We start from the raw sequence: 26,743 nt of genomic DNA on the forward strand, positions 1-26,743 counted from the left end.
CCGTAAACCGTCGCGTGCCTTGGCACGCCTCTTGCTCCGTTAAAATTACACTATCCCATCTGGAGTATTGTGTAATGGAATGGGACACCCCGATCGAATTCGCGCCTGTGATCCTGATGTTCAAGGATCCGGACAGGGTGTTTTCCATCAGGACGGCGATGGGGGCCGCCAATGCGCTCATAAGGGAATTCCCCTGCGATGACGGAGAGGAGTTTCTTCTGGCCATCAAGCTCTGCCTCGATGTCGTCAAGGGCACCGCTGATCCCGAGCAGCTCAGAGCCGCGATCATTCGCGCTGCAGAAGAGGCTGGCGTTACCGCGATCGCCGTCCTGCACTGACCGCCTTTGAGCAGCGGCGGCATTGAAGCGTCGGGAATCCACTATAATTCTGCGCCATGAGCCAGCAGCGCGCCAAGGCGTGCGGTTCACCGAACGGGAGCGAAATGGGCGTCAGGAACTATCTCATCGAAGGCGTGTCCGGCACCGGCAAGACCACGGTTGCGACCGAACTGCAGCAGCGCGGCTACCACGTCATTCATGGCGACCGTGAGCTGGCCTATCGCGGCGATCCCTGCACGGGCGAGCCGCTGATCGGGTTCCGGCACGAGCAGGAGGATGTCGCCTTCGTGCACAGGCAGCACCTATGGCATGTCGGCAAGGTCCGATCGCTCGCCGCCGATAAAAGCCACCCGGTCTCCTTCTTCTGCGGCGGCTCGAGGAACTCCCATCACTTCATCGATCTGTTCGACGCCGTCTTCGTTCTCGAGATCGACCGAGAGACGTTGGAGAACCGGCTTGCAGGCAGGCCCGAAGACGAGTTTGGCGGAAGGCCGGCCGAGCGGGACCTTGTCCTGCACCTGCATGCGACGCGGGAAGACATTCCGGCGAATGCGACTACCATCGACGCCACTCGGCCGCTCGCCGCAGTCGTCGACGATATCCTGTCGAAATGCCGGAGGGCCGGCTGAAGCCGGGCTCGCTGCTCTCTAGAAAACCGCCCGAAACAAGCAAATCCATGCTAGTCTCGCAGGCCATCAGACCGATGGTGGATGCAGCGATGCTGGAAACGGACAAGATCTTCGCCGGCTCGATCCCGGAAAACTACGACCGCTATATGGTGCCGCTGATTTTCGAGCCCTTCGCAGCAGACCTTGCCCGAAGAGCAGCGGCCCTGTCGCCGAATGCCGTCCTGGAAATCGCCGCGGGCACCGGTGCTCTCACCCGCGTCCTCGCCGCAAAACTGTCCCCGGGCGCAGGCTATATCGCAACCGACCTCAGCCAGCCGATGCTCGACTATGCCGCTTCGCAGCAGGCTTCCGGCCGCCGTATCGAATGGCGCCAGGCGGATGCTCTGGCGCTGCCATTTGAAAACGCAGGCTTCGATCTCGTCTGCTGTCAGTTCGGGGCGATGTTCTTTCCCGACCGTATAGCCGCCTATCGCGAGGCAAGACGGGTCCTGAAGCCCGGAGGCCATTTCCTCTTCAATGTCTGGGACCGCATCGAGGAAAACGACTTTGCGAATGATGTCACCAATGCTTTGGCGGAGATGTTTCCGGACGATCCGCCGCGTTTTCTCGCGCGCACGCCGCACGGCTATCACGACAAGGCCGTGATCCGGCGCGATCTCGAGGCAGCGGGTTTTCAAAGCGTGGCGATCGAGACGACGACCGAGCAGAGCCGGGCGCCTTCCCCGCGTCTTCCTGCCGTTGCCTATTGCCAGGGGACCGTTCTTCGCAACGAAATCGAGGCGAGAGAACCCGGAAAGCTACAGGCTGCGACCGATCGCGCCGCCTCCGCAATTGCCGGCAAACACGGCAGCGGCGCGGTAGCCGCCAGGATCCAGGCGCATGTCATCATGGCCGTGGCATAGGCCGGGCAGGCGCTGGCGCCGCTGCGCCTAATGCGCAGTATAGGCGCCGTCCGCCAGGTAGTGCGCGCCGGTGATGAAGCTCGCCTGTTCGGAAAGCAGGAAGCAGACGAGGTTGGCGATCTCGTCAGGCGTCCCGCGCCGGCCCATGGGCTGAAGGGATGCCATCCGGCGCGTGCTCGCTATGTCCAGATGCTCTGACAGCAGCGGCGTATCGATCCAGCCGGGGCCGACAGCGTTTATCCGGATGCCGAACCTCGCATATTCGATCGCGGCGGCCTTTGTCAGACCGACAACCCCGTGCTTGGCCGCCGTATAGGCTGCTGCGGTCGGCAAGCCGACAGCGCCGAGCGCCGAGGACATGTTGACGATTGCGCCCCCGCCCGATCTCAGCATCACGCCGATCTGGCATTTCATGCAGTAGAAAACGCTGTTCAGATTGACGTTCATCAGCTTGTGCCAGTCATCGAGCGGATAGTTCCCAACGGCCGCCCTGACACCATCGATCCCGGCATTGTTGACCGCGAGATGAAGGCCGCCACATGTCTCGACGGCAAAATCGACAAGGCGCTGCACGCCCTCGAAATCGGTCACATCGACAACGAATGCCCGCGCCCGGCCGCCATCAGCGCAGATTGCCGCCACGGTCCGGTGCGCAGCCTCCTCATTGATATCGGCAATGACGACCTCGGCCCCCTCAAGTGCGAGCTGCCGGGAAACGGCCGCACCGATACCGGAGCCCGCCCCTGTCACAACTGCGACTTTTCCTTCCAAGCAAAGTTTCATCGCTTCCTTCCATCTAGGTATTCTAATATTCTTGCAAAACGAGTGGCCGAAGCAAGGAGATTCGTGCATGGTCGAAATGCATACTATTGCAAGTTGCGCAGCTTGTCCGCCTGCCAGATAAGCAATTCCACAGAAGCGAATGGGCCGGAAACGAGCCCGCCACTGAACGGAAAACATCGAAGCTGACTGAGGGTAAGTGGAAATGAACGAAAGGGCAGTTGTGACACGCCGGGGTCTGGTCTTGGGTAGCCTGGCTCTGATGCTTCATGGATGCAGTACGACATCGGATGGCCCGCCGCTGGGCTATCGGGTTTTAGGAAGGGATCCGGATGCCGATCCACGCTATCGGCGGCAGGAAGTGGCTTATGACGGAGGCGAGCCGCCCGGCACCATCGTCGTCGATACGCGTGCACGCTATCTCTACTTCGTCGAGAACGGCGGCTTTGCCACGCGCTACGGCGTTGCCGTCGGCGAGGAAGGCTTGAGCTTCAAGGGCGAAGCCACGATCGGCCGCAAGGCGGAATGGCCCTCCTGGAAGCCGACCGACGACATGATCGCCCGCAAGCCGCGGCTTGCCCAATATGCCGAGGGCGTGCCGGGTGGTCCGGACAACCCGCTGGGGGCTGCCGCGCTTTACCTCTACCAGGGCGGCCAGGACACGCTCTTCCGATTGCACGGAACCAATGCTCCCTGGTCGATCGGCCAGGCGGTATCCAACGGCTGCATCCGCCTGACCAATGCCAATATCGTCGACCTCTACTCCCGCACCCGCATCGGTACGCGCGTACTCGTCATTTGAACCATGTCGCGCAAGACCGGGCCACGGTTTCGCGATACCGAGATCGCGAAATCGACAGCCGGAAGTGTGGCAGGCAAGCCACAACGATCACGGCATGCTTCAATGGCGTTTACCATGTGAAATTGCAGGGTTGGCCACACCGGTAAGTATCTGCTAATGTAGATTCGTTGCACATTGCATCACTGCCGCACTGTCCAAGGTGCCGATTATCGTCAAACTATGAGGTGCAGACTTTCAAGCCTGCACCAGGATGAGGAGAGGACTTAATGAGCAGAATTTTATTCTTGATCCTCGCAACGCTTGCGGTGGCCAATCTGAGTGCCTGCGGGTCGATTGGTAAAGGCAAGGGGAAAGCTCCACCGCCAGCAACAGCCGTCTACAAGTAAAATTCGCATAACGCTTGGGAAGGGCTCGGTAGGCCCTTCCTCTCTCTCTAACATCCCAAAACGGCCAGGATTGATCCCGCCTGCCATTCAGGACGCAGGAACGGCGCATCAGCCGGCATCAGGCCCGCATTCGCAGGAGCCTGCACATGGAGCGTGTTGATGGCGCTTGAAAGAAGCCGCTTGTGCGTGGTCGCCATTTTGGCGGTTGTGGTATCATCGTGTCAGTCAGAAGACAAAGCCCCCCAGCCACATTATACATCCGATGCCCGTGACCTTGGGAAACCGGCCGCGGCTCAAGCCCAGGCGGGGCGGCGCTTCATCGAATTCCGCTCGCGTTACGCGCTGACCTACGGTCACACTTATGTCGTCTTCGGCAGTGCCGACAGGAACGGAAGAATGATCAGTCCCGAGGTTGCGGGACTTGCCCCGGCTTCGCCAGATGCCGCGCCCTATGTGTTGGGCCACTTCATCCCCGTCCCCGCCACGACAGGCGAAACGGACGGCGATCTCGAAGAGCAATACCGCTCGGCGAGCTGGCGCGTGATGCTGACGGATGCCGAATATAACGACACGGTCGCCTATATTCGGAAACTCCAGGCGCGCAGCCGTCTCTGGGAAGCGACCGTCTATAATTGCAACGCTTTCGTAGCCGATATCGCCAAACATATGGGCTATAAGACGCCAGGCATCTGGCTTCGCCCGCAGCAATTCATTACAAATCTGCGGGAGATGAATACGGGTTGATAGAAAAGCAGAGCGATCCCGGAAAGAAGCGGATCGTGGAAAGGTTCTGGTGCCGATTTGAGCTTGTCAGTTCACACCATTGGCGAGATCGTCTGGGTCCTCGGAATTATCGCATGGTACGTCATCCGCTACCCATTTGAGCGCCGCGGCAAGCGCGTGCCCATCGTGAGCAGCCAGCGGAGCGCGGCAGAGAAGATCGCGCTCGCGACGGCCCTTGCCGGGCTTGCGATCGTGCCGGCCTTCTACGTCGCGACAGGCATCCCGAGAGGTGCCGACTATCCTGCCCATATCTGGGCGGTCGTAGTCGGGGCAATCACATTCGCGCTCGCCATGTGGGTCTTTCGGCGAACGCACAAGCAACTGGGCCGAAACTGGTCCATAACGCTGGAAATCCGCCAGAAGCACGAACTGATATCGTCAGGGCCCTACGCACTGGTGCGCCACCCCATGTACACGTCCTTCATGCTAATGGGGCTGGCGCAGGCCTTCCTGCTGTCGAACTGGGTGGCGGGCCTTGCCGGCCTCGTCGGCTTTGCCGTGCTTTTCTTCCTGCGCGTGGACAAGGAAGAGCGTATGATGCTCGACGTTTTTGGTCCTGAATACCGCGCCTATATGGACAGGACGAAACGGATCATTCCTTATCTCTACTAGGGCAATTCCGGCAAAACTGTGCAGCGCTTTGCGTCCGGAATTGCATGAAAACAAAGAGATGGATCATTTGCGTGTTTCGAGGGAAAACGGAAGTGATCTAGGGGGAGGACAAGGATGAGGGGACGGACAGTCAGGCTTTCGGCTGCAAGGCGGCTTGTCGGAGATCTCATGCGGTTTTCGATCGGCATACCGCGCGTCACCGTGCAGCGGCAGATGAACTTGCGCGCGCTGGTCGACGCCAGGAGCGCCTGCGACCCGCGCCCGTCATGGACCGTGCTGTTTCTGAAGGGATATGCGCTCCTGTCGAAGGAGACCCCGGACCTGCGGCGCGCCTATATCAAGTTTCCGAAGCACCAGCTCTATGAATATCCCGAAAGCGTTGCCTCGGTCGCCCATGAGCGCGAGCACGAGGGCGAGCGGATCGTTCTCCTGAGCACGATCAAGAGTCCCGAACAGCGCCCCATCCCGGAACTGGAAAAACTGATCCAGGAAGCGCGCTCGCGCCCGATTGCCGAGATCAAGGAATTTCGCCGCTCGCTCAAGCTTGCCCGCGCGCCGGCCTTTCTCCGCTGGTCGCTGATGTGGCTCGGGCTCAACCTGGGGCGAAAGCGGGCGCGCTATTTCGGCACCTTCCAGCTGTCGGTCTATTCCGGCCTCGGCGCCGAATCCCTAAACCCCCTGACGCCGCTCACCACGCTCCTGAACTACGGGCCGATCGACGCGGATGGGACGGTGACGGTCCGCATCCACTACGACCACCGGGTCATGGACGGCGCCAGCATTGCCCGCGCGCTGGAACGGTTCGAAAGGATCCTGAACGGCGATGTCGTCGACGAGGTCAGGGGGCTCAAGCAGGCGGGAAAGCCTGCCGGCATATCGATTGCGGGAAGGGCACCATGAGCGTCAGCGCCGAACTCCGCCTGGCTGTCGTGGTCCTCGGCGCATCCCGGGGCATCGGGCGGGCCATTGCCCGGGTTGCCGCGCGCGATGGCAATATCGTGGTTCTGGTGGCGCGCTCCCCCGAGGACCTCGGGGCCGCCGCCGCCGAAATCATCGGGGCCGGCGGAGAAGCCTTGACGATCGAACTCGACCTTGCCTCTCAGGATGCATCGTCGCGCCTTGAGGCTTTTCTTGCCGCAAAAGGCCTGGCCTGCGGCGTCCTGGTCAACAGCGCCGGCTATGGCCTGCGCGGCGCGGCAACCTCCCTGCCCGTCGATGAGCAGCTCGGCATCATCGACGTCAACATCCGCGCGCTCGCCGACATGACCCTGCGCTTCCTGCCGGGCATGGTGGCGCGGCGCAGCGGCGGCGTCATCAATCTCGGCTCCGTCGCCGGTTTCGCGCCCGGCCCCTACATGGCCTTCTACTACGCCAGCAAGAATTTCGTGCGCGCCTTCTCGACCGCCCTGCATGAGGAGGTCCGCCGCTTCGGTGTGACGGTCACCTGCGTCGCCCCCGGCCCTGTCTCGACCGACTTTCTGGAAAAATCCGGCGCCGACCGGGCTGCCCTCTTCAAGGTGCTGCCCAAGCTCGATGCCGACTATGTGGCCCATGAGGCATGGCAGGGTTTCAAGTCCGGCCGCCGCCTCGTCGTTCCCGGCATCTCTTCGAAGCTCGCCGCCTTCATTGCGAGAATCTTGCCCTCTGCGATGGCCCTGCGCCTGATCGGTCGGGCTCAGCGCCGCAAGAGGGATCCGAACCCCCATCGGCCGGAAACCAGCATTGCGGCACCGGCTCGTAAACCGGAATCGGCTTTCGGAAAGCCCGACGCCTAGGCTCCGGGAGTTAGGGCATCCTTCGTGCCTGCGGCCGGACATGCAGCGCTTCAGCTAAGGCTGCAATGCCCGGGATCATCGCTGGTCGGTGCTGCGCGCAAAAACCTGCTTCGAACCCTCAGACTGATCGGCCTGCGGTGCCTCGCGCCTGATCCGCAGCCACCAGTTCGCGCTTAGCCGCGGGGCCGTCAGCTGTCCATCATGAGGAGATGGTTTGACCACCTCGTTCTGAATGCGATTGCCTTTTCCCGGCGCAATGTCGTCAGCGCAAGCCATGGTCACGGGAAGAGCAAGAGCCGCGCTCGCAAGGAGCGCTCTCCAGGCATGTCTCGCAGTGCTCGGCATGACGGGCAGGTTTCTCATCCTCCCATTCAGCCAGAATATTAGCCTTTACGGAAGTACGAAACGGTAAATGTACCGGCAGTAGACGTAAATATACTGACGGTTGGCCCCCGCAACGCTCATTCATAGGGAGCGCGGACGCGACAAGATAAACATTCATTCGATTGACTGAAATGTGCGTTGGAGTTATAAGTCAGTCATGAGCGATGAACAAAACCAACCGAACCGCGCCGAAATCACCCGGGAAAAGCTGCTTGCCGCAGCACTCGACGTCTTCGGCCGCCATGGCTTCGACGGCACCTCGACACGGCAGCTGAGCGAGGCGGCGGGTGTGAACCTGCAGGCCATTCCCTATTATTTCGGCGGCAAGGAAGGGCTCTATATCGCGACGGCGGAATATCTGGTGTCGCGCATCGAGCGTCATGTCGGCGCCCTGCGCCAGCAGATCGTCGCGCATATCATGGCGCTCGATGCCGCCGGGCAGACGCTGACGGCAGACGATGCCCGCCATTTCCTGACACAGCTCACCGAGACCATGATCGGCATCTTCGTCAGCAAGGAATCGGAGCCCTGGGCGCGTTTCATCACACGCGAACAGATGGAGCCGACGGAGGCTTTCACCCGCATCTACAAGGGCCTGATGGGTCCGATGATCGAGATGGCGCGACGGCTGATCGGCACCATTCTGCGGGAGGATCCGGCTTCCGAGCATGTGCGCCTGCGCACGCTGGCCTTTGTCGGCAACATCATGATCTTCCGCCTCGCCCACGCCGCCGTCCTCGCCCAGATGGAATGGCAATCGGTCGGATCAGAACAACTCCAGAGCCTGCGCAAACTTGCCGCAGAACTTGTCGGCCTTTTGGAGCCGGCGAAAGGAAATACCCCATGAAACGGATCGTCCCCCTTGTCATCGTTATTCTCGTAGCCGCCTGCGGTGCCGCCTGGTGGTACGGCCTGCCGCAGAAGTTCGGCTGGCTGCCGGAACGATCAAAGGAATTCGCGCTCTACGGCAATGTCGATATCCGCCAGGTTTCCCTCGGCTTCCGCGTCAATGGACGGCTGGCCTCGCTCGCCGTCGATGAAGGCGATACGATCAGCAGCGGCCAGGTGCTCGGCAAGCTCGACGCGACACCTTACGAGGCTGCCGTTACGTCCGCAGAGGCCAATGTCGCCGCCCTGCAGGCCACGCTCGACAAGCTGAAGGCCGGCCCGCGCCAGACGGAAATCGCCCAGGCCCGCGCTGCCTATGACGAAAGCGTCGCGGCGCTGCACAATGCCAATCTGACCTATGAACGCGCCCGGCAGCTTCGCCCGCAGGGCAATATCTCGGAAGCGAACCTTGATCTGGCAACCGCCAATCGCGCTATGGCCGCGGCCCGCTCCGATTCCGCCAACGAAGCGCTGAAGCTGCTGCAGGAAGGCAGCCGCGTGGAAGACATCGATGCAGCCGACGCCCAGTTGAAGGCAGCGCAATCCGCTCTGGTCTCCGCCCGCATCTCGCTTGCCGATACGGAACTGCGCGCCCCGAATGACGGCGTCATTCTGTCCCGCGTGCGCGAACCCGGCGCCATCGTCGCGCCCGCCGACAGCGTCTATGTCCTGTCGCTGACGCAGCCGGTCTGGGTGCGCAGCTATGTGGCGGAAGGCGATCTCGGCCGCCTGCATCCCGGCATGAAGGTCCAGGTGACCTCGGATACGCAAGCCGACAAGCCATATGACGGCACGATCGGCTTCATTTCGCCGGTCGCCGAGTTCACGCCGAAATCGGTCGAGACGCCGGAACTGCGCACCGATCTCGTCTATCGCCTGCGCATCGTCATCGACAAGCCCGGCCCGGATCTGCGCCAGGGCATGCCGGTCACCGTGCACTTTCCCTCGCTGGCAGCGCGATGAGCCCGGTTCCCTCCAAGGCAGATGAAGCGCTGGTCCGGCTTGCCGATGTCACCAGGCGCTTCGGCGATGCCCCGCCGGCTCTCGACGCCGTCTCCGGCGAGGTCAGGGGCGGCGCCATCACCGGCCTCGTCGGCCCCGACGGCGCCGGCAAGACGACGCTGATCCGGTTGATGACCGGCCTCATGCTGCCCGATAGCGGCACTGTCGAGGTGCTGGGCTTCGACACAGCCCGGAACCCGGCGGCCATCCAGGCCTCGATCGGCTACATGCCGCAGCGCTTCGGCCTCTATGAAGATCTCTCGGTCCAGGAAAACCTCGATCTCTATGCCGATCTGCGCGGCCTGCCGAAGGCCGAGCGCGCCGCCGCCTTCGACGAGCTTCTGACCTTCACCGACCTGAAGCGTTTCACGACCCGGCTCGCCGGCAAGCTCTCGGGCGGCATGAAGCAGAAGCTCGGCCTTGCCTGCGCGCTCCTGAAAAAGCCGCGCCTGCTGCTGCTCGATGAGCCGGGCGTCGGCGTCGACCCGATCTCGCGGCGCGACCTCTGGAAGATGGTCGAAAACCTGACGCAGGAAGGCATCGGCGTGCTCTGGTCCACGGCCTATCTGGATGAGGCCGAGGCCTGCGATCATGTCCTGCTGCTCAACCAGGGAAAGCTGCTCTTTTCCGGCAAGCCGCACGATCTGACCGGCCGCGTGGAAGACCGTGTCTTCAAGGTCTCTGGCGTCAGCGGCCGCAGGCGCCAGGTCCTCGCCGAACTGCTGCAGACGAAAGGCGTGATCGACGGCGTCATCCAGGGCGATGCCATCCGCCTCGTGACATCGAAGGATGAGACGCCTGATATCGGCAAAACCGGCGGGGCAAAGCTGACACCCACCCCTCCCCGCTTCGAGGATGCCTTCATCGATATGCTTGGCGGCGGCCCCGGCGGGCGCTCCAAGCTTGCGGAGGCACAGGGCTCGCCGAGCGAGACCGGCGACCGCCCCGTCATCGAAGCCCATGGCCTGACCAAGCGCTTCGGCGATTTCACCGCCGCCGACAATATCACCTTCGATATCGGCCGCGGCGAGATCTTCGGCCTGCTCGGGCCGAATGGTGCCGGCAAATCCACCACCTTCAAGATGCTCTGCGGCCTGCTGAAACCATCCGGAGGCGAAGGCCGGGTCGCCGGTTTCGACCTGCGCAAGGATGCCGCCGAGGCGCGCAACCAGCTTGGCTACATGGCGCAGAAATTCTCGCTCTACGGCGATCTCACCGTCATGCAGAACCTCGAATTCTTCGCCGGCGTCTATGGCCTCTCCGGCAGCCGACGCCGCGAGCGCATCGAGCTGATGACCGAAATCTTCGATTTCGGCCGCCACGGGCGCTATTCGGCCAAGGACCTGCCACTCGGCCTGAAACAGCGCCTGGCGCTTGCCTGTGCCGTCATGCACGAGCCCCGCGCCCTGTTCCTGGACGAACCGACCTCCGGCGTCGATCCGATCACCCGGCGCGAATTCTGGACCCATATCAACGCCCTCGTCGAAAAGGGCGTCACCGTGCTGGTGACGACGCATTTCATGGACGAGGCCGAATATTGCGACCGCATCTCGCTGATCTATCGCGGCCGCTCGATCGCACTCGGCTCACCCGACGAGTTGAAGGCGCGGGTCGCCACCGAGGAACAGCCGGACCCTACGATGGAGGATGCCTTTATCGCCCTCGTTCAGGACTCCGAAAAGGGGCAGGAAAAGGAGAAAGCCGCATGAGCGCTTCCTCCCGCAGCCGCCGCTTCATCGCCCTCGTCCGCAAGGAGAGCTATCAGGCGATCCGCGACCCCAGCACCATTCTCATCGCCTTCGTGCTGCCGCTGATCCTGCTCTTCCTCTTCGGCTACGGCGTGTCGCTCGATACGACCCGCACCCGCATCGGCCTCGTCCTGGAGCAGGCGACGCCGCTGACGCAGGATCTCGCGGCAAGCTTCCAGGCCTCGCGCTACTTCTCCGTCACCGTTGGCCGCGACCGGCGCATGTTCGAAGACGATCTCGTGCTCGGCAATGTGCGGGGCATCGTCGTCATTCCCGCCGATTTCGCCACGGACTACGCCGCCGGCAATCACCCGCAGATCCAGGTCCTCGTCGACGGCTCCGATCCCAACACCGCCAATTTCGTCCAGAACTATGTGCAGGGCGCGGTCGCCAACTGGGAGCGCCAGCGCCAGTCCGAAACGGTCGCCGCCGGTCCGCCCATCTCCATCGAGCAGCGTTTCTGGTTCAATCCCGAGCTGACGAGCCGCAACTTCCTCGTCCCCGGCTCGATCGCCATCGTCATGACGCTGGTCGGCACGCTCTTGACCTCGCTGGTCGTCGCCCGCGAATGGGAGCGCGGCACGATGGAAGCGATGATGGCGACGCCGGTGACATCGGCCGAACTGCTCGCTGGCAAGATCCTCCCCTATTTCCTGCTCGGCCTTGCCTCCATGACGCTCTGCGTGCTGCTCGCCGTCTTCCTGTTCGGCGTGCCGTTTCGCGGTTCCGTCATCGCGCTCTATGCGCTCTCTGCCGCCTTTCTCATCCCGGCGCTCGGCCAGGGCCTGTTGATTTCGACGGCGACCAAGAACCAGTTCCTCGCTTCACAGCTTGCGCTGATCTCCGCCTTCCTGCCGGCCTTCCTGCTCTCGGGCTTTCTCTTCGAGATCAATTCCATGCCTGAAATCATCCAGTGGATCACCATCATCGTGCCAGCGCGCTATCTCATCCCCAGCCTGCAGACAGTCTTTCTCGCCGGCGATATCTGGCCGATGTTTGCCCGCGCGATCGCCGTGATGCTCACGATCGGCGGCATCATGTTCCTGCTGGCTGCCCGCAGCACCAGAAAGAGGATCGGCTGAGATGTGGTGGACCCGGCTGAAAGCCCTCATCATCAAGGAACTGCTGGCCGTACTGCGTGATCCCAAGGGTCGCTTCGTGCTCATCGTGCCGCCCGTCATGCAGCTTCTCGTCTTTTCCTATGCGGCGACGCTCGAGGTGCGCAATGTGGATGTCATGGTGCTGAACCGCGACAGCGGCCATTGGGGGCAGGAACTGATAGAGCGCATCCACGGATCGCCGACCTTCCGCCGCATCGACACAGCAGACAATCAGACCGATATCCGCGAAGCCATCGATGGCCAGTCGGTCATTGCCGCAATCGAGATCGGCCCCGATTTCTCCCGCAATATCGAGGCGGGCATTCCGGCCGATCTTCAGATCATCCTCGACGGCCGCCGCTCCAACGCCTCGCAGATCGTTTCCGGCTATCTCACCCAGATCGGCATGACGCTCTCGGCCGAGACGCCGGCAGGCCAGCGCGCCATGGCCAAAACGGTGGCGACCGTGCCGCGCAACTGGTTCAATGCCAACCTCACCTATCAATGGTTCATGGTGCCGAACCTGATCGCCAGCATCGCGCTCCTCATCGGTCTCATCGTCACCGCGCTGTCGATTGCCCGCGAGAGGGAACTCGGCACCTTCGATCAGCTGATGGTCTCGCCGCTGCGCGTCCATGAAATCCTGGTCGGCAAGCTCATTCCGCCAATGATGATCGGCCTCTTCCACATGACGCTCTATATCCTGGCGGCGCTCTTCATCTTCGGCGTGCCGCTCAGGGGATCGCTCTTGCTGCTCTATGGCAGCTCGATCTTCTATCTGGGTTCGGTCGCCGGCCTCGGCCTCTTCATCTCGGCGCTCTCGATGACGCAGCAGCAGGCGATCCTCGGCGCCTTCCTGTTCATGGTGCCCGCCATGCTGCTGTCGGGTTTTGCAACGCCGATCGAGAACATGCCGGCATGGCTGCAGCCGGTGACGACAATCAATCCACTGCGTTATTTCCTCATCATCGTCAAAGGTGTCTTCCTCAAGGATCTCCCCGCGAAGGAAGTGCTGAACCAGACGATTCCGCTGGCCCTGATCGCCACCGCAACCCTCGGCGCCGCCGCCTGGCTGTTCCGCCGCAGGCTGGAATAGCCCATCTCACGCACTATAACCCACACGGCCAATCCGTGACTCCTGCGATCAGGAACAACGACTGATACGGCTCGTTTCCTCAGCGCAAACCAAGGCAATTCCCACGGCGCTCATCTGCCGGGAATTGCTGAAGAAGCAATGAGATAGAGCATTTCCGTCTTTCCCTGAAAAACGCAAATGCTCTCGATCGAAGGAGTATCAAAATGTATAAGATCATTCTCGTTTCCGGCGCGCTGGCGCTTTCGTCGCTCGCCACCAATGCGATGGCCGACGGAGCCGTGACGGGTGCAGCCGGCGGCGCAATTACCGGCGCCATTGTCGGCGGCCCCGTGGGCGCTGCAATTGGCGGCGTGGCAGGTGGTGTAGCCGGTGCCGTCGTCGATCCGCCGCCGCGCGAAGTCGTAACCTACGTCCAGCAGCAGCCGGCCCCGCCGTCGGCAGTGGTGGTGCAGCAGCCGATCGTCGTCGGCAAGCCGCTGCCATCAGATGTCCAGGTGATCCCGGTGCCGGATAATCCGCGCTATGCCTATACCGTCATCAACGATCGCCATGTGATCGTCGAGCCGCAGACCCACCGCGTGGTTCAGGTGATCGAATAAACGCAAAAGGCCCCGCTTTTCGGCGGGGCCTCTTTCATGTGCGGCTTTCAGAAGTGTCAGGGCTTGCGCGGCGTCGTCAGAGCCGCATCAGCGGTATCGACCACAAACACGGCGAGCAGCTTTGCCGGTTTCGTCTTGCTGGCATTGGCGCTGACATCGTGCCGGTCACCGGGAAGTTCCGTGAAGTTCATTCCCTTGGTGAAGGTCTTCACCTCGCCACCATTCACCCCACTCAAAATGGCGCCTTCGAGAACGGTCGCATAGATAAGAGCCGATTTGGCATGGGTATGCGCCGAGCTGTAGCCGCCGGGCTCGTACTCGACCAGGACACCTTTCACGCTCTTGCCCGGAACATCCGGAAGCGCGTGCGCGTAAACCTCCGTCACTTTCGCGCCCTTCGACTCGTAGACGAGTTCACCCTTGGTGAGGTCGTGCGCCGAGGCGACGGTGACCGGCAGGACGAGTGCCATCACGGCATAAAGGATCGTTTTCATTATGCTTTCTCCACTTGCGAAGCATGATTCTGTTGGCGGAGCCAATCCGCAAGCGCCGTCTGCCCCTGCATGAAGGCGCCCGTCGGAACGAGCGAGGTGGCCGTGACCGGCGCCCCGAAATAGCCAAGGGCTGCATCGACGCCGACGCTGCGGCTGTCGCCCTTTGCGGCCAGGTATGTCCGCATAAGTTCGCCAAAGCCGGCGCGGTCCGGGCCGGCAAGGTCGACGATGCCATTATGCGGCTTGCTAAGCGCAACGCTCACCAATGCCGCCGCGACATCATCGGCCGCGATCGGCTGGAACTGGATATCGGGGACATTTACCGCGCCGTCAGCGGAATAGGCCTCGGCCAGCGTCTCCATGAACTCGTGGAACTGCGTGGCGCGAACGATCGTATAGTCCTGGCCGGAGGCCTGCACCGCATCTTCCTGCGCCTGCTTGCCGCTCACATAGGGATTGCCTGAGAGGTCGCTGGTGCCCACGATGGACAGGACGACATGGTGGCGAACGCTGGCCGATTTCTCGGCTGCGGTCAGGTTGCGGGTGGAGGTGGCAAAGAAATTGCGAATGACCGGCTCGTCATAGGAAACGATGTTGGAGACGTCGATGACGGCATCTGCCCCCGAAAGGGCGGCTTCAAGCCCCTCGCCGGTAAAGGCGTTGATCCCGTTTCTGGAGCTGGCGACGACGACGTCGTGCCCGGCATTGCGAAGAATGGTAACTGCCCTGGAGCCGACGAGGCCCGTGCCGCCGATAACGACGACCTTCTTGGACGTGCTCATTGTAGCTTCTCCTATGACGAGGCCCGATTGCCCGTCTTTCTTTCGTTGAGTTCAAGGAAAGCGCAGCCGCGGGCGGCGATGCCGCCGTCGTCGTCTGCCATGACATCAGCCGCGATGTCTGCGATGGTCACTTTGGCGAGCTCGGCGCGATACGCCTTCTCCGCCTTCAGCATCGCGGCATTGATCTGGCAGGGCTTGGTGAAGTACCGCCCCGGCAGAGGATTGGGTCCGCGCTGGCGGATCTCGGCACAACGGAAGGCCGGTGCGGGACCTTCCACCGCCAGCACGACGTCAAGGAGAGTGATCTCCTCTTTCGCCCTCGCCAGCCTGTATCCGCCCTTCGGCCCCGGCGTCGTCACGAGCAGCCCGGCGCCCGACAATGCCTGCAGATGCTTCAGCAGATAGCTTGGGGAAACCCCGTGAAGCTCCGCAAGTGCCGCCGCCGACAGCACCCCCTCCTCCGACAATCCGGAGAGGAAAGTCACGCAATGAATTGCCTGCTCTACGCCGCCGCTGAGTTTCATATGCCGTCTCCAATCATGGATAAACTTTATCCGCGATTTGAAGCGTCGTCAATATCCCCGACGTGAACGATGCGTTCACCGAAGTTTCCACGCGCAACGCCCGCGCAATTCCGGTCAGCGAACAAAAGAAAAAGGCCCCGCATTTGCAGGGCCTTAAGCAGGTGTACGAGATCGAAAAGGCGGGAGGTCTTGTCCTAACCGCGATTGCGCAGCGCTTCCGCCTGCGCGTAGAACTTCTTTTCCCATTCCTTGTGATTATCGAGCCCTTCGCGGATGAACGGCGTGAAAATCGCAAGATTGAGCAAGGTCCAGTTGATCAGCCGGGCCGGGAATTTCAGCGGCTTGACGAAATCGATGAAGAGAACGACGCGCGTCTTGTCCGTGTGGTTCCACGCTTCATGCTCATAGGCATCGTCGAAGATCAGCGCCTTGCCTTCCTGCCAGTGGCAAATCTGGTCCTTGACGCGGATGGCAAGCTTGTCGGCCGGCTCTGGCACGATCATGCCGAGATGCAGGCGCAGCACGCCATTATAGGGGCCGCGATGCGCCGGCAGGTGTTTGCCGGGTTCGAAGATCGAAAACATCGCAGTCTTCAGGCCGGGGATCTTCTGCACCGCCTTCCAGGTTTCCGGGCAGGCCTGGATGTTCTGCTCGGACTTCACTCCGAAACCGACGAGAAAGAAGGTTTTCCAGCGATTGTCCTTGGAGATGGTCTGCACGTCGGTGGAGATTTCCTGGAAGCTCGGCAGCTCGCTCTGGCGCACCAGCACGCGGTCGAGTTCGGCGCGGATCTGCGGCCAGGCCTTCTCGACCTCCTTCGCCCAGGGAAAGGCGGCATTGTCGTAAACCGGCGGATTGCCGAGTTTGGCATATTTGAAATTCAGGCCCTCGGCCCATGCGACGATGCCCATGAAGAAGCGCGTGATAGCGCTCGGCCGGTCCATGGGAGAGATCCCGGCAGTGGCAAAGTCTTGTGTCTCGGGGGCGGTTTTTGCGGGAAGGGATGTATTGGCGATAATGTCAGTCATGTGTTTTCCGTTGCCGACTAGAGCAATTCCAGCAAAAATGCACAGCGGCTTTGCATCCGGAATTGCGTCATAACGAAGAAAAGCGCGCTTCCGTATTTTTGAAGAAAAACGGAAATGCTTTGGGTATGACATGGCCTTCCGCAGGAGCCGTTAGGACGGTTTCCGCGTTGGCCATCGAGTAAATATGGCTAGTGCTGGGCGTCGCTCAAGTACACTTAAGTACAGGTTTTAGCGATCAATTGCCGCATGACACCGCCGCGCTGCGAGCGCGTCGGTGTTCAATCTGCAAGGGAAAATATCAGACTTTAAGCTCGCGGCGTTCGCGCTCGGTTACCATCGCAAGGTCGAGCACCTTCTGCAGGTTCGCCGCATGACGGAAGTTCGGATCGAGCTGCACGCCTGTTGCCACAGCCTCGGCAAAGCGCTGGTAATTGGTTGGAACCGGCGGCACGTCGACCGGCTTCCAGGTCGCCGTTTCGACATCGTCGCCGAGGCAGCCATGCAGCTCGGAACCGCTTGGGCGGTGGATGACTTCCAGGCTGCCTTTTTCGCCATAGATGCGCAGCTTCAGCTCGTTCAGATGACCGGTCGCCCAGCGGCTGGCATGGATGACGCCGAGGGCGCCATTGGCGAAATCGACCGACATGGTGAAACTGTCATTGGCATCGAGCATGTATTCGCCGATCTGCCCGCCCGGCGCCTTGTTGAAGGTCTTCAACCGCGCAAAGACGTGATCGATGTCGGTCGCCGCGCCATAGGCGGCAAAATCCAGGATATGGATACCGACATCACCGAGCACGCCATTCGAACCGTGACCCGTCGACAAACGCCAGAGCCAGGTCGATTCCGTGCGCCAGTCGCCCCAGGCGCGTGATACCAGCCAGCTTTGCAGGTAGGACGCCTCCACATGCTTGATCGTGCCGAGCTCGCCCGATAGCACCATCTCGCGTGCACGCTGCAGGGGAGCAACGTTGCGATAGGTGAGATTGACCATGTTGATCACGCCCGCGGTCTCGGCCGCTTCCGTCATCTCCAGCGCCTTCGGATAGTTCTCCGCCAGTGGCTTCTCGCACAGCACATGCTTGCCGGCAGCAATCAACGCCATGGTGGTCGGATGGTGGATCCGGTCAGGCGTGATGTTGGTCGCCGCGTCGAACTCGCCCCAGGCGATCGCCTCGTCGAGCGTCAGAAACCGCTTCTCGATGTTGAACTTGTCGGCAAAGGCGGCCAGACGGTCTGAATCCGTATCGACGGCACCGACTACGGTCACGCCGTCGATATTCATAAAGTGGGCGAGCTGGTTCTTCGCCATCACGCCCGTACCAAGAACGAGTAGTCGCATGGATGCTCCTCAGCGGTAACCGGCTTCGCCGGCCTGATGCAGTCTCGGGCCGCGTTCGACGATCGGCTCCAGTGCTTTTTCTACCGGCACATTTGGAGCATCGGTGATGCTCTTCAATGCACCCTCGGGGTTATAGGCCCACTTCACGCCGTTGATCAGCACCTTCTGCACGGTTGCATCGTGATAGGTCGGGTAGGTTTCGTGGCCAGGACGGAAATAGAAGATGTTGCCGGCACCACGCCGCCAGGTCAGGCCCGAGCGGAAGACTTCGCCACCCTGGAACCAGGAGATGAACACTGTCTCCAGCGGCTCCGGAACGGAAAACTGCTCGCCATACATTTCCTCGTTTTCCAGTTCGAAATGCTCGCCGATACCGGCTGCGATCGGATGGCGCTGGTTGATCGTCCACAGCCGCTCACGTTCACCCGCCTCACGCCACTTGAGTGCGCAGGGAGTGCCCATCAGCCGCTTGAAGATCTTCGAGAAATGGCCGGAATGCAGCACCAGGAGGCCCATGCCTTCCCAGACCCGCTTGGCGACGCGCTCCACGACGACGTCGGACACAGCACCATGATCCTTGTGACCCCACCAGGTCAGGACATCGGTTTCGGCAAGCCGGGCTTCGGTGAGACCATGCTCGGGCTCCTGGAGTGTCGCCGTCGTCGCCGAAATCGCCGGATCCGTGTTCAGCGCCTTGGCGATGGTCGTGTGCATGCCTTCAGGGTAGATGCCCCGGACGATCTCATTGGTTGTCTCATGGATGTTCTCTCCCCATACGACGGTGCGAATGGCCATGACTATGCTCCTCTAGAACCTTTGGATTTTTGGCAAACAGGAAGGCGGGATTCAAAGCGCTTTGGGAAGATGGCCAGCCAAAGCAGTCCCTCCTCCGCGTCAGAGGAAGACATAGACCTTTGTCGGTATTTTGACAAAGAGGATTTTTCCCTTCCCTGCGGCGGGAAAAACCCCTTTTCACATCAATGAGAAACGGTCTTGGAGAACAGGTTGACGACGACCACGCCTGTTACGATCAGGCCGAGGCCGATAATGGCGGGCGTATCGAGCCGCTGCTTGAAAAACACGAACCCGACCGACGAAATCAAGACGATTCCCAAAGCGCTCCAGATCGCATAGACGATCCCGACGGGAATGTGCTTCAGCGTCAGCGACAGGCAGTAGAAGGCAGCCCCATAGCAGGCAACGACAAGCGCGGTCGGACCGAGGCGGGTGAACTGCTGGGAGAGCTGGAGGGCGGTCGTGCCGATAACTTCAAGCACGATGGCTGCAACGAGCAGCCCATAGACGGCAGCCGGGTTCATGACGGTATTCCTTCTCAATCTACTTGTGGGTCAGCTCGATGAGGCGGGCGATCAGCTCTCGCCTCAGAGCGCCACTGATATCATGGCTTTCCAACGTATCCGCGAACCACAGACCGTCGGCGGCAAAACGCACGATCAGCGTGTCGAGCGCCGAGTCGGTACCGATATATTCCTCGGCTCTCGCCGCCACCCACTGGCGCCATCGCAGGCGCAGCCGGGGCTCGGCAAGCAGCGCGATCGTCACCTGCGTCCAGCTCCTAGAATCGTCGGGACGATCCTTCAGCCCGGATACCGCCTGCAGATAGGCGCGAGAGAAACGGCCCTGCGGCAGCGGATCGGCGCGCATCAGCTCGTCTATATCGGCGTCGAACCTCTCCAGCAGGCTTTCGAACAGGGCGTCCAGCAGCGCGTTCTTCGTCGGGAAGTGATGCAGCAATCCGCCCTTGCTGACGCCTGATGCAGCCGAGACCGCATCGAGCGTAACAGCGCTCATGCCCTGCTCACCGGCAAGACGTGCGGCGACCTCCAGCAACTGCTGGCGCACGAGCACGGGTTGTTTCTTGCGATGATGAGCGTTTGACATGGATTTACAAAGATACCGTCCGGACGGTTTTGTCAAGAAGAATCTGCCGAATCTCCTGCCCTGCAAGGGATTATGCGCGAAATGACGCGGCGTTTTGATGACAGTTGCGATCCTTTTTGATCGGGTGCATCTAAGCGGTGGGCCGATAAGCCGGAAACGGCGTTCGGATGCTATAAAGCCCGGAGCGGCGCAGGGGGCGTGCAGCGCCGGGACGGGTATTTAAGGGATGGTTTTGTGCCGGAAGAGAAGACCACTACGAACGTCACCACACTATACGACGCGATCGGCGGTGATCCTGTTGTCCGCGCCTTGACGCATCGCTTCTACGAACTGATGGATACGCTGCCGGAGGCCAGGCACGTGCGCGCCGTGCATCCGCCAAGCCTTGAAGGCAGCGAAGAGAAATTCTACGAATATATGACCGGCTATCTCGGTGGCCCGCCGCTCTATACCGACAAGCGCGGCCACCCCCGCCTGCGCAGTCGCCATTTCATCGCCGAAATCGGACCCGTCGAACGCGACGAATGGCTGCTCTGCTTCCGCCAGGCCATGGATGAAACGATCGCCAGCCAGGCATTGCGAGACCTCATCTGGGCACCGGTCGAGCGCCTCGCCCATCACATGCAAAACAAGGAATAGCCATGAGCCTGAACGCGCGCCTGGAGCCGGTGCTCTATCTCTTTGCCGGCCTGTTCGGCCTTGCGGGCGTGGCGCTCGCCGCCCTTGCCGCCCATGGCGGCGGCGATGCACATCTCGCCGCCTCGGCCTCCGCCATGTGCCTGGCCCACGCCCCGGCCCTGCTGGCGCTGGCAATTGGCGCCGCCAAGATTAGAACCGCCTGGCTCGCCGGTTTGCTGATGATTGTGGGAACAGTGCTGTTTGCGGGTGACCTCATGACGCTGCGTTTCACCGGCTCCGGCATGTTCCCCTATGCGGCCCCGACAGGTGGCTGGGCGATGATGCTGGGATGGCTGGCCGTCTCAGCGAGCGCATTTTGGCGGGTGCGGGCGTAGAATTTTGCCTTCCCCTTCTCCCCGCCGGGGAGATGCTAGCTGCTCGCCTGCGGTATTCGCCCGAAGCGCAAAAGATTGCCGTGCGGATCATGGATATAGAATTCCTCCATGTTCCAGGGCCGCACCGCCATATCCGACAGGCGCTCGATACCCTTCGCACTGTATTCCCTATGAAGCGCGCCAATCCCGCCGCCACGCAGATAGACGGATGTCTTTTCCGGCAGGCTTCGATCATCGGTCAGCCAGAAATGCAGTTCCATCTCACCGCGTCTGACGATCAGATAGTCACTCGCCTCGTAGACGATTTTGATGAAGCCGAGTTGATCCCGATAAAAGGCAAGCGTCTCGGCAATGTCGAGCGACGGCAGAACCGGCATCACCTCGATGCGATCGGGATCGCCGCTCATATGCCATCCACAACGTTGAAGCCTTCGAACACCGGCGGCCCCTTGTACAGGCCCTTGTTGTCGCCGGCATTGCGGTGGGCGGCGCGGAAATTCTCCGACTTCGTCCAGTTCAGAAAATCCTCTTCGCTGCGCCAGAGCGTGTGCGAGGAAAACAGCGTATAGCTCTCCTCCGCATTGGTCTTGCCGCGCAGCAGGCGGAATTCGACGAAACCCGGAACCTGCGACAGGCTGGAATCACGATTGCGCCAGACACTCTCGAAATCGCCCTCTGCACCGGCGGCCACCTTGAAACGGTTCATCGCGATATACATCAAAAGCTCCTCACGCCTTTTTCTGGGTCGCACGTCCGGAATAGGACGGAAAGGCGACGATATTATTGCCGTCGGCCGCATCCACGCCAATGGGCTTTACAGACGCTTCGCCGGGCATGCGCGCTTCCCAGGCGGGAAACAGCACGACATTGGGATAGCTGCGCTGGCGGGCGGCATTCTCAAGGAAAACTTCGTAGAGCTCCGGCACAAGGCCGTCACCACCGTGAGCGGCGAGCTTGTGCAGGCCGATCATCGTAAACCCGTCGGGGTGCCCACTATTCATCGAAAAAATGTCCATTCATCGGGAACTGTCTCGTTCGTTCATCGTCTGCAGCGCACGTTCCAGGCTGGACTTGCTGCCGTTGCGCAGCGGAATGAAGGCCTTGCTGAATTTCTTGCAGCCGGTCTTCACACGCAGGCACGCATCGTGGCTGATACAGTCGATCGGGCAGAACACGCAGTCCACGGAAGGAAGCAATGTGTCGATACGCGAAACGGCTTCGCGAAGGCCGCCATCGTGGTGGATCAGCTCTGCGCCGAAGCTGCTGGCGATCTGGCGAAGATGCGCCACCTGGCAATCGCGGCCGCCGACATAGAGGAAACTGCGGCCATCCAGCTTGGAGCGCCCCGAGGAGGACTGTTGTGCCTCCTGATCGGCCTGAACGCGGATCTCCCGGTTCGCCCCCTTCTTCGCCTTTCGAGCCATTTACCACCCGTTCGCTCGTTGATCGTCACACGATTCCTGCGTGTGCGACCGGGACCTTATTAAACTTGATTTTTAGAGTAAAGTATAAAGTTGATTATTTTTATCATATTTAATTCCTACCGACCTGAATTTCCTGCTTGAAACTCACGGGTTGCCCACCCGGCGGCGGGCTGAACGGCGATGCGCGCCGCACGGCATCGGTAGCGGCCTGATCAATCTCAGGAACGCCGGAACTCCTGTAGATGACGGCGGAGACAAGATTGCCGCCGCCGCCGATGGTCAATGTCACGCCGGCCGTCCCATCGACGCCGCGAGGCTCGCGAAGCGCGCGGCGAATGCGGGCGCGAACCTTGCCGCCGTAATTGGCGCGCTCAGCGGTGCCGACCCCATTATTGTTGCTGGCGGCTTGCGAATTGCGGTCCGACTGGGCCGAAGGATCGCCGTCGGCAACGCCGCGCTGCGAATTCTGCTGCTGCTCGCCATTCCTGCCGGCAGCCTTCTGCGGCGGACGCTTCTTCTCAACCGGCTTCGGCTTTTCCTCTGCCGTCACCTTCGGCTTCGGGGTCGGCGTGACAACCTCCTCGGGCTGTTCCGGCTCCGGCTGGACTTCAGCCGTTTCGAAAGGTTTCACCTCTTGCAGGGTCTGCGCAGCCTCGGGCTGGGTCTCGGCAGGCTGCACCTCGGTCGGCCGGACCTGAGTGGGTTGCACCGCTGTCGGCTGTGTCTCGGTCGGCTGTACTTCGGAGGGCTGTATCTCAGGCGAAACCGCATCGACCGGCACCTGCTGCTGTTCCGGAACGATCGTGGACATCGGCTGCGCGACGGACTCCTCCGCCGGCACTTCGGATACCAGGATTTCGGGCTCGACAGCCGCGGCATTTTCCGGCGAGACCCGCGTCACTTCCGGCGCTGGCGCCTGTTGGATCGCCTCCTGCATCTCGACGGGCGAAACCTCGCTCGTCGTCACAGGCGAGACCTCGGTCGGCTGCACGGTCTCCGGCTGCGCCTCCGCTGTCTGCATCGGCTGGATCGTGTCGGGCTGGACAGCCTCTGGAATAATTTCCTGCTGCACGGTCGTTTCCGTCTCGCCAGCTGCCGCCTGGTCAACATCGGAATCGCCGTACATGACAACGCTCATCGCCTGGCCGGCTTCTTCGATCGCCTCTTCAGGCGCTTTCGGAAAGGCAACGATCAGCGCAGTCGCCAATGCCGCGTGAAAGATCAGCGAGCAGATGCAGGTCAGTGTCAGCCGCCGCCGCACCGGCGCCTTCTCGTCCTCCTGCTTCTCCACCGCCGCATCCATCGGCAATGGTGTCACCGGAGCGGCGGGAGCGGCTTCCGGATGATCGGGGAAGGAGGAGATCTGCGCAAACCGCGCATAATGGATGACCTGTTCTCCGGCCGGCTGGCGCTGCGCGTTGCGCAGATCGGCCAGCTCGTGGCCGGGATGCATGCCGGGATTGTTGTCGTTCAGGCCCTCGTCAGCGCCCTCCTCCTCGATGAGCACGTGTCTCGATCTGGATTTCGCTGAAATTGCCATTTGACGCCTCGGACAACCTGAAACATGCGCACCGGGTTTCCTCCCGGCCCGGTCTTGGCCTTCGACCTGGTCTTAGCCTTCGAAAGGAACTGAAATCTGCGAGCGGGTCACGAGACCCTTCATGCATTCGCCGGCCGCCGGCCCGTCACAGACGGGCGTGTCGTTGATCAGCACACGCGTGACCGTCTCGCACTTTACGTTCGGCATATCGAACTGGCGCACGCGCTTCTTGCCCTGCGGCAGGTCACGGAAATCGAGCACCGTGATACGGTCGACGGCATTCTTGTCGTTGAAGAAGGCAAGTTCGAAGGAGACCTTGTTGATCGGCGTCGCCAGATTGTTCTCGGCAACGAAGGTCATCATGCAGCCCTTCTGCGAGGGCGTCAGCGCGTTGAGCTCGACATCGAGCTTGGAAGCCGCTGCATCCTGCGCAAAGGCCTGCGCCGCGCCCGAAACCGAAAACAGCACACCAGCCGCAAAAGCGGCAAACCGACCCTTCATTATCGCCTCTCCAAAGACCAAATTGACCGCCATCAGGCGGCTTCAAAACAGCGCGGCCAAAAACTTGACTGCTTTTGTCTTCTATTATTGCGTCTTTAAAAAACTATGAGTATGAGAGTCAAGATAAATGTAGCCGGAACGGGGCCTTCACCCCCGCAATCACGGGAAAAGCCGACCGAAATGATGGTTGAAAAGCCAGATAATTTTAAGCTCGCACAGCTGCGCAACGAGCCAGCAGTGGCCGAGATCCGTGTTCTCGAAAGCGGCGATCTTTTTGCCGGCACCAACGAGATCATGATCAGGCACGACGGCGTGATCTATCGCCTGAAGATCACCCGTCAGGGCAAACTCATTCTCAACAAGTAAGCTCATAGCAGGGTAGAACATGACCGAGCAGACCAGACCGGCACCATCAGAAATCCGCGCGTTCCGCGCTGAAAATCCGAAGATGCGCGAGCGCGACATTGCCGCGCAGCTCAAGATTTCCGAGGCCGCCCTCGTCGCCGCCGAAGTCGGCATCAGTGCCGTGCGCATCGATGCCAGTGCCGCGAAACTCCTGGAGCGCGTTGCCGATCTCGGCGAGGTCATGGCACTGTCGCGCAACGAAAGCGCCGTGCACGAAAAGATCGGCGTCTACGAAAACATCAAGATCGGCGAGCACAACGCCATCGTGCTCGGCGAGAATATCGATCTGCGCGTCTTCCCGAGCCGCTGGGTCCACGCCTTTGCCGTCACCAAGAAGGATGGCGACACAACACGCCTCAGCCTTCAGTATTTCGATAAGACAGGCAATGCCGTCCACAAGATCCACCTGCGCCCGGCATCCGATGTCGAAGCCTATCATCGCATCGTCGCCGAACTGAAGCTCAACGACCAGAACCAGGAATTCGTCGAGGCCGAAGCCTCCTTTGCCTCCGACGAAGACGGCAATGTCACCCAGGAAGAACTGCGCGACAACTGGAGCAAGATGACCGATACGCATGAATTCTTCGGCATGCTGAAGCGCCTGAAGATCGGCCGCCGGGCCGCGGTGCGCTCCGTCGGCGACGACTATGCCTGGAAGCTCGACAATACGGCGACGGGAGAGATGATGCATGCCTCCGTCAAGGCAGGCCTGCCGATCATGTGCTTCGTTGCCAATAACGGCATCGTGCAGATCCATTCCGGCCCGATCTTCAATGTCCAGCCGATGGGTCCGTGGATCAACGTGCTCGACGAAACCTTCCATCTGCATTTGCGCCAGGACCACATTGCCGAGACCTGGGCCGTACGCAAGCCGACCAAGGACGGCCACGTCACCTCGCTCGAAGCCTATGATGCCGACGGCAACATGATCATCCAGTTCTTCGGCAAGCGGAAGGAAGGTTCCGACGAGCGCAGCGAATGGCGCGAGATCATGGAAAACCTGCCGCGGGCCGCAAGCGTCGCCGCATAAGGATCAAAGCGATGAAAATCCGAAACAACCTGCGCCGGCTCCGTCTTTGGGAACTGGCTTTGACTGCGGCTGTCATGATCCCGCTGGTTCCGATGGCACCGGTCGGCGATGCCTTTGTGCGCCCCGCCCACGCGGAGGACAAGAAGCTCGATACGTCGCGGCTCGTTTCGGTCGGCGGTGACGTCACCGAGATAATCTACGCGCTCGGCGAGGAGAACAGGCTGATCGCCCGCGACACGACGAGCCTGTATCCGGAAGCGGCGCTGAAGCTGCCCGATGTCGGCTACATGCGCGCGCTCTCGCCGGAAGGCATTCTTGCCATGAACCCGACGGCGATCATCGCCGTCGAGGGCTCCGGCCCGCAGGAAGCGCTGAACGTTCTGAAGAATGCCAGCGTGCCCTTCGAGACCGTTCCGAATGCCTATACGCGCGACGGCATCATCGCCAAGATCGATCGTGTCGGCACGCTGCTAAACGTGCCAGACAAGGCGAAAGCCCTTGAGGAAAAGGTCGGCGCCGATCTCGATGCCGCCGTCACCGATGCCGAAAAGCGCCCCGAGGGCGAGCGCAAGCGCGTGCTCTTCATCTTGAGCGCCCAGAACGGCCGCATCATGGCGTCAGGCACAGGCACGGCTGCCGATGGCGTCATCAAGCTTGCCGGCGCCGTCAATGCGATCAGTGAATTCCCGGGTTACAAGCCGCTGACCGACGAGGCGATCATCAGCGCCAGGCCTGATGTGATCCTGATGATGAACCGCGGTGATGGCGCCGGCACGAAAAACGACGACCTGCTTGCCCAGCCGTCGATCGCGCTGACACCGGCCGGCGAGAAGAAGGCGATCATCCGCATGGATGGCCTGCATCTCCTCGGCTTCGGTCCGCGCACGGCAAGTGCAGTTCGCGAACTCAACGCGGCAATCTACGGGGGCTGATG

At 61.3% G+C, this 26,743-nt stretch carries 35 protein-coding genes; 20 read left to right on the forward strand and 15 right to left on the reverse strand.

The genetic code is table 11. From position 1 onward, the window contains the following. The first annotated feature begins 74 nt into the window (after positions 1 to 74). The 3 genes from FHX06_RS04505 (at position 75) to FHX06_RS04515 (ending at position 1,869) form a co-directional block, all read left to right on the forward strand. Entirely contained in the window at positions 75 to 338 is a 264-nt protein-coding gene (locus tag FHX06_RS04505; protein WP_112972710.1) for a DUF982 domain-containing protein, read from the forward strand. A gap of 104 nt (positions 339 to 442) precedes the next feature. After that, positions 443 to 967, forward strand: coding sequence for an AAA family ATPase (locus FHX06_RS04510; protein ID WP_113213122.1), 525 nt, complete (start codon positions 443 to 445; stop codon positions 965 to 967). A gap of 89 nt (positions 968 to 1,056) precedes the next feature. Next, positions 1,057 to 1,869, forward strand: coding sequence for a class I SAM-dependent methyltransferase (locus tag FHX06_RS04515; RefSeq protein WP_183878415.1), 813 nt, complete (start codon positions 1,057 to 1,059; stop codon positions 1,867 to 1,869). Positions 1,870 to 1,896: 27 nt separating this feature from the next. On the opposite strand, the gene FHX06_RS04520 is transcribed toward FHX06_RS04515, so the two are convergent. Continuing rightward, a complete protein-coding gene (locus FHX06_RS04520; RefSeq protein ID WP_112547885.1) occupies positions 1,897 to 2,652 on the reverse strand; it encodes an SDR family NAD(P)-dependent oxidoreductase in 756 nt (251 codons plus the stop codon). A 202-nt stretch (positions 2,653 to 2,854) separates the two neighbouring features. Here FHX06_RS04520 and FHX06_RS04525 point away from each other — a divergent pair, with 202 nt between their 5' ends. From FHX06_RS04525 to FHX06_RS04575, 12 genes are all read left to right on the forward strand, one after another. Next, positions 2,855 to 3,451: a L,D-transpeptidase gene (locus FHX06_RS04525; protein WP_018113981.1), complete on the forward strand. Its 597-nt coding sequence runs from the start codon at positions 2,855 to 2,857 to the stop codon at positions 3,449 to 3,451. Positions 3,452 to 3,717: 266 nt separating this feature from the next. Beyond that, positions 3,718 to 3,837, forward strand: coding sequence for an ABC transporter (locus FHX06_RS35525; RefSeq protein ID WP_112547884.1), 120 nt, complete (start codon positions 3,718 to 3,720; stop codon positions 3,835 to 3,837). Positions 3,838 to 3,996: 159 nt separating this feature from the next. Beyond that, on the forward strand, positions 3,997 to 4,581 hold the full coding sequence (locus FHX06_RS04530; protein ID WP_029616318.1) for a hypothetical protein: 585 nt from the start codon (positions 3,997 to 3,999) through the stop codon (positions 4,579 to 4,581). A 63-nt stretch (positions 4,582 to 4,644) separates the two neighbouring features. Then, positions 4,645 to 5,232 (forward strand): protein-S-isoprenylcysteine O-methyltransferase, encoded by a 588-nt coding sequence (locus FHX06_RS04535; RefSeq protein WP_018114267.1) that lies wholly within the window; start codon positions 4,645 to 4,647, stop codon positions 5,230 to 5,232. Positions 5,233 to 5,346: 114 nt separating this feature from the next. Then, entirely contained in the window at positions 5,347 to 6,132 is a 786-nt protein-coding gene (locus FHX06_RS04540; RefSeq protein ID WP_113213121.1) for a hypothetical protein, read from the forward strand. Next, positions 6,129 to 7,007, forward strand: coding sequence for an SDR family NAD(P)-dependent oxidoreductase (locus FHX06_RS04545; RefSeq protein ID WP_113213120.1), 879 nt, complete (start codon positions 6,129 to 6,131; stop codon positions 7,005 to 7,007). Before FHX06_RS04540 ends, FHX06_RS04545 begins: the two co-directional genes overlap by 4 nt. A 541-nt stretch (positions 7,008 to 7,548) precedes the next feature. After that, positions 7,549 to 8,238 (forward strand): CerR family C-terminal domain-containing protein, encoded by a 690-nt coding sequence (locus tag FHX06_RS04550; RefSeq protein WP_018114194.1) that lies wholly within the window; start codon positions 7,549 to 7,551, stop codon positions 8,236 to 8,238. Further along, positions 8,235 to 9,242: a secretion protein HlyD gene (gene hlyD, locus FHX06_RS04555; protein ID WP_113213119.1), complete on the forward strand. Its 1,008-nt coding sequence runs from the start codon at positions 8,235 to 8,237 to the stop codon at positions 9,240 to 9,242. Before FHX06_RS04550 ends, hlyD begins: the two co-directional genes overlap by 4 nt. Next, positions 9,239 to 10,990: an ATP-binding cassette domain-containing protein gene (locus FHX06_RS04560; RefSeq protein ID WP_113117749.1), complete on the forward strand. Its 1,752-nt coding sequence runs from the start codon at positions 9,239 to 9,241 to the stop codon at positions 10,988 to 10,990. The genes hlyD and FHX06_RS04560 overlap by 4 nt, the downstream gene beginning before the upstream one ends. Further along, positions 10,987 to 12,111, forward strand: a complete 1,125-nt coding sequence (locus FHX06_RS04565) for an ABC transporter permease (protein ID WP_113117748.1) — start codon at positions 10,987 to 10,989, stop codon at positions 12,109 to 12,111. The genes FHX06_RS04560 and FHX06_RS04565 overlap by 4 nt, the downstream gene beginning before the upstream one ends. A 1-nt stretch (position 12,112) precedes the next feature. Then, positions 12,113 to 13,225 carry an ABC transporter permease gene (locus tag FHX06_RS04570; RefSeq protein WP_112972702.1) on the forward strand — a complete coding sequence of 371 codons (1,113 nt, stop codon included), beginning with the start codon at positions 12,113 to 12,115 and terminating at the stop codon, positions 13,223 to 13,225. Between the two features lie 203 nt (positions 13,226 to 13,428). Beyond that, complete coding sequence (locus FHX06_RS04575) at positions 13,429 to 13,824, forward strand: DUF1236 domain-containing protein (protein ID WP_112547873.1); 396 nt, start codon at positions 13,429 to 13,431, stop codon at positions 13,822 to 13,824. Between the two features lie 56 nt (positions 13,825 to 13,880). On the opposite strand, the gene FHX06_RS04580 is transcribed toward FHX06_RS04575, so the two are convergent. The 8 genes from FHX06_RS04580 to FHX06_RS04615 form a co-directional block, all read right to left on the reverse strand. Further along, positions 13,881 to 14,318, reverse strand: a complete 438-nt coding sequence (locus FHX06_RS04580; protein WP_113213117.1) for a cupin domain-containing protein — start codon at positions 14,316 to 14,318, stop codon at positions 13,881 to 13,883. Beyond that, positions 14,318 to 15,100, reverse strand: a complete 783-nt coding sequence (locus tag FHX06_RS04585) for an SDR family oxidoreductase (RefSeq protein WP_113213116.1) — start codon at positions 15,098 to 15,100, stop codon at positions 14,318 to 14,320. The genes FHX06_RS04580 and FHX06_RS04585 overlap by 1 nt, the downstream gene beginning before the upstream one ends. 11 nt (positions 15,101 to 15,111) lie before the next feature. Beyond that, a complete protein-coding gene (locus tag FHX06_RS04590) occupies positions 15,112 to 15,624 on the reverse strand; it encodes an RrF2 family transcriptional regulator (RefSeq protein ID WP_113213115.1) in 513 nt (170 codons plus the stop codon). A 194-nt stretch (positions 15,625 to 15,818) separates the two neighbouring features. Next, on the reverse strand, positions 15,819 to 16,652 hold the full coding sequence (locus FHX06_RS04595; protein ID WP_113016912.1) for an aspartyl/asparaginyl beta-hydroxylase domain-containing protein: 834 nt from the start codon (positions 16,650 to 16,652) through the stop codon (positions 15,819 to 15,821). 298 nt (positions 16,653 to 16,950) lie between these two features. After that, entirely contained in the window at positions 16,951 to 17,994 is a 1,044-nt protein-coding gene (locus FHX06_RS04600) for a Gfo/Idh/MocA family protein (RefSeq protein WP_112547868.1), read from the reverse strand. A gap of 9 nt (positions 17,995 to 18,003) precedes the next feature. Beyond that, positions 18,004 to 18,789: a ThuA domain-containing protein gene (locus FHX06_RS04605; protein WP_113138828.1), complete on the reverse strand. Its 786-nt coding sequence runs from the start codon at positions 18,787 to 18,789 to the stop codon at positions 18,004 to 18,006. Between the two features lie 182 nt (positions 18,790 to 18,971). Beyond that, positions 18,972 to 19,313 carry a DMT family transporter gene (locus tag FHX06_RS04610; protein WP_183878226.1) on the reverse strand — a complete coding sequence of 114 codons (342 nt, stop codon included), beginning with the start codon at positions 19,311 to 19,313 and terminating at the stop codon, positions 18,972 to 18,974. A gap of 19 nt (positions 19,314 to 19,332) precedes the next feature. Beyond that, the gene (locus tag FHX06_RS04615; protein ID WP_112971138.1) at positions 19,333 to 19,896 is read right to left on the reverse strand and encodes a TetR/AcrR family transcriptional regulator; all 564 of its coding nucleotides are present in this window, start codon (positions 19,894 to 19,896) and stop codon (positions 19,333 to 19,335) included. Between the two features lie 234 nt (positions 19,897 to 20,130). Here FHX06_RS04615 and FHX06_RS04620 point away from each other — a divergent pair, with 234 nt between their 5' ends. Together FHX06_RS04620 and FHX06_RS04625 are read left to right on the forward strand one after the other, a co-directional pair. After that, on the forward strand, positions 20,131 to 20,535 hold the full coding sequence (locus FHX06_RS04620) for a group II truncated hemoglobin (RefSeq protein ID WP_112971139.1): 405 nt from the start codon (positions 20,131 to 20,133) through the stop codon (positions 20,533 to 20,535). Between the two features lie 2 nt (positions 20,536 to 20,537). After that, positions 20,538 to 20,909, forward strand: coding sequence for a DUF423 domain-containing protein (locus FHX06_RS04625; RefSeq protein WP_112971140.1), 372 nt, complete (start codon positions 20,538 to 20,540; stop codon positions 20,907 to 20,909). A gap of 35 nt (positions 20,910 to 20,944) precedes the next feature. Here FHX06_RS04625 and FHX06_RS04630 read toward each other — a convergent pair whose 3' ends face one another. From FHX06_RS04630 to FHX06_RS04655, 6 genes are all read right to left on the reverse strand, one after another. Continuing rightward, complete coding sequence (locus tag FHX06_RS04630) at positions 20,945 to 21,316, reverse strand: bleomycin resistance protein (protein ID WP_112971141.1); 372 nt, start codon at positions 21,314 to 21,316, stop codon at positions 20,945 to 20,947. Beyond that, positions 21,313 to 21,627, reverse strand: a complete 315-nt coding sequence (locus tag FHX06_RS04635; RefSeq protein ID WP_112971142.1) for an antibiotic biosynthesis monooxygenase family protein — start codon at positions 21,625 to 21,627, stop codon at positions 21,313 to 21,315. Before FHX06_RS04635 ends, FHX06_RS04630 begins: the two co-directional genes overlap by 4 nt. 10 nt (positions 21,628 to 21,637) lie before the next feature. Beyond that, positions 21,638 to 21,910 carry a hypothetical protein gene (locus tag FHX06_RS04640; protein WP_112971193.1) on the reverse strand — a complete coding sequence of 91 codons (273 nt, stop codon included), beginning with the start codon at positions 21,908 to 21,910 and terminating at the stop codon, positions 21,638 to 21,640. A gap of 15 nt (positions 21,911 to 21,925) precedes the next feature. Then, positions 21,926 to 22,333, reverse strand: a complete 408-nt coding sequence (locus FHX06_RS04645) for a DUF2325 domain-containing protein (protein WP_112971143.1) — start codon at positions 22,331 to 22,333, stop codon at positions 21,926 to 21,928. Positions 22,334 to 22,442: 109 nt separating this feature from the next. Continuing rightward, positions 22,443 to 23,873, reverse strand: a complete 1,431-nt coding sequence (locus FHX06_RS04650; protein ID WP_113209853.1) for an energy transducer TonB — start codon at positions 23,871 to 23,873, stop codon at positions 22,443 to 22,445. A 72-nt stretch (positions 23,874 to 23,945) separates the two neighbouring features. Continuing rightward, positions 23,946 to 24,374: a hypothetical protein gene (locus FHX06_RS04655; RefSeq protein ID WP_113209854.1), complete on the reverse strand. Its 429-nt coding sequence runs from the start codon at positions 24,372 to 24,374 to the stop codon at positions 23,946 to 23,948. Between the two features lie 180 nt (positions 24,375 to 24,554). On the opposite strand from FHX06_RS04655, the gene hemP reads away from it, so the two are divergent. From hemP to FHX06_RS04670, 3 genes are read left to right on the forward strand one after another with little or no spacing between them, the layout of a single operon-like run. Then, positions 24,555 to 24,740 (forward strand): hemin uptake protein HemP, encoded by a 186-nt coding sequence (hemP, locus tag FHX06_RS04660; RefSeq protein WP_112544040.1) that lies wholly within the window; start codon positions 24,555 to 24,557, stop codon positions 24,738 to 24,740. Between the two features lie 19 nt (positions 24,741 to 24,759). Further along, positions 24,760 to 25,809 (forward strand): hemin-degrading factor, encoded by a 1,050-nt coding sequence (locus tag FHX06_RS04665; RefSeq protein WP_113209855.1) that lies wholly within the window; start codon positions 24,760 to 24,762, stop codon positions 25,807 to 25,809. Between the two features lie 11 nt (positions 25,810 to 25,820). Beyond that, positions 25,821 to 26,741 (forward strand): hemin ABC transporter substrate-binding protein, encoded by a 921-nt coding sequence (locus FHX06_RS04670; RefSeq protein WP_113209856.1) that lies wholly within the window; start codon positions 25,821 to 25,823, stop codon positions 26,739 to 26,741. Positions 26,742 to 26,743: the final 2 nt, after the last annotated feature.

The sequence above is a fragment of the Rhizobium sp. BK512 genome (assembly GCF_014194915.1).
Classification (GTDB): Bacteria; Pseudomonadota; Alphaproteobacteria; order Rhizobiales; family Rhizobiaceae; genus Rhizobium.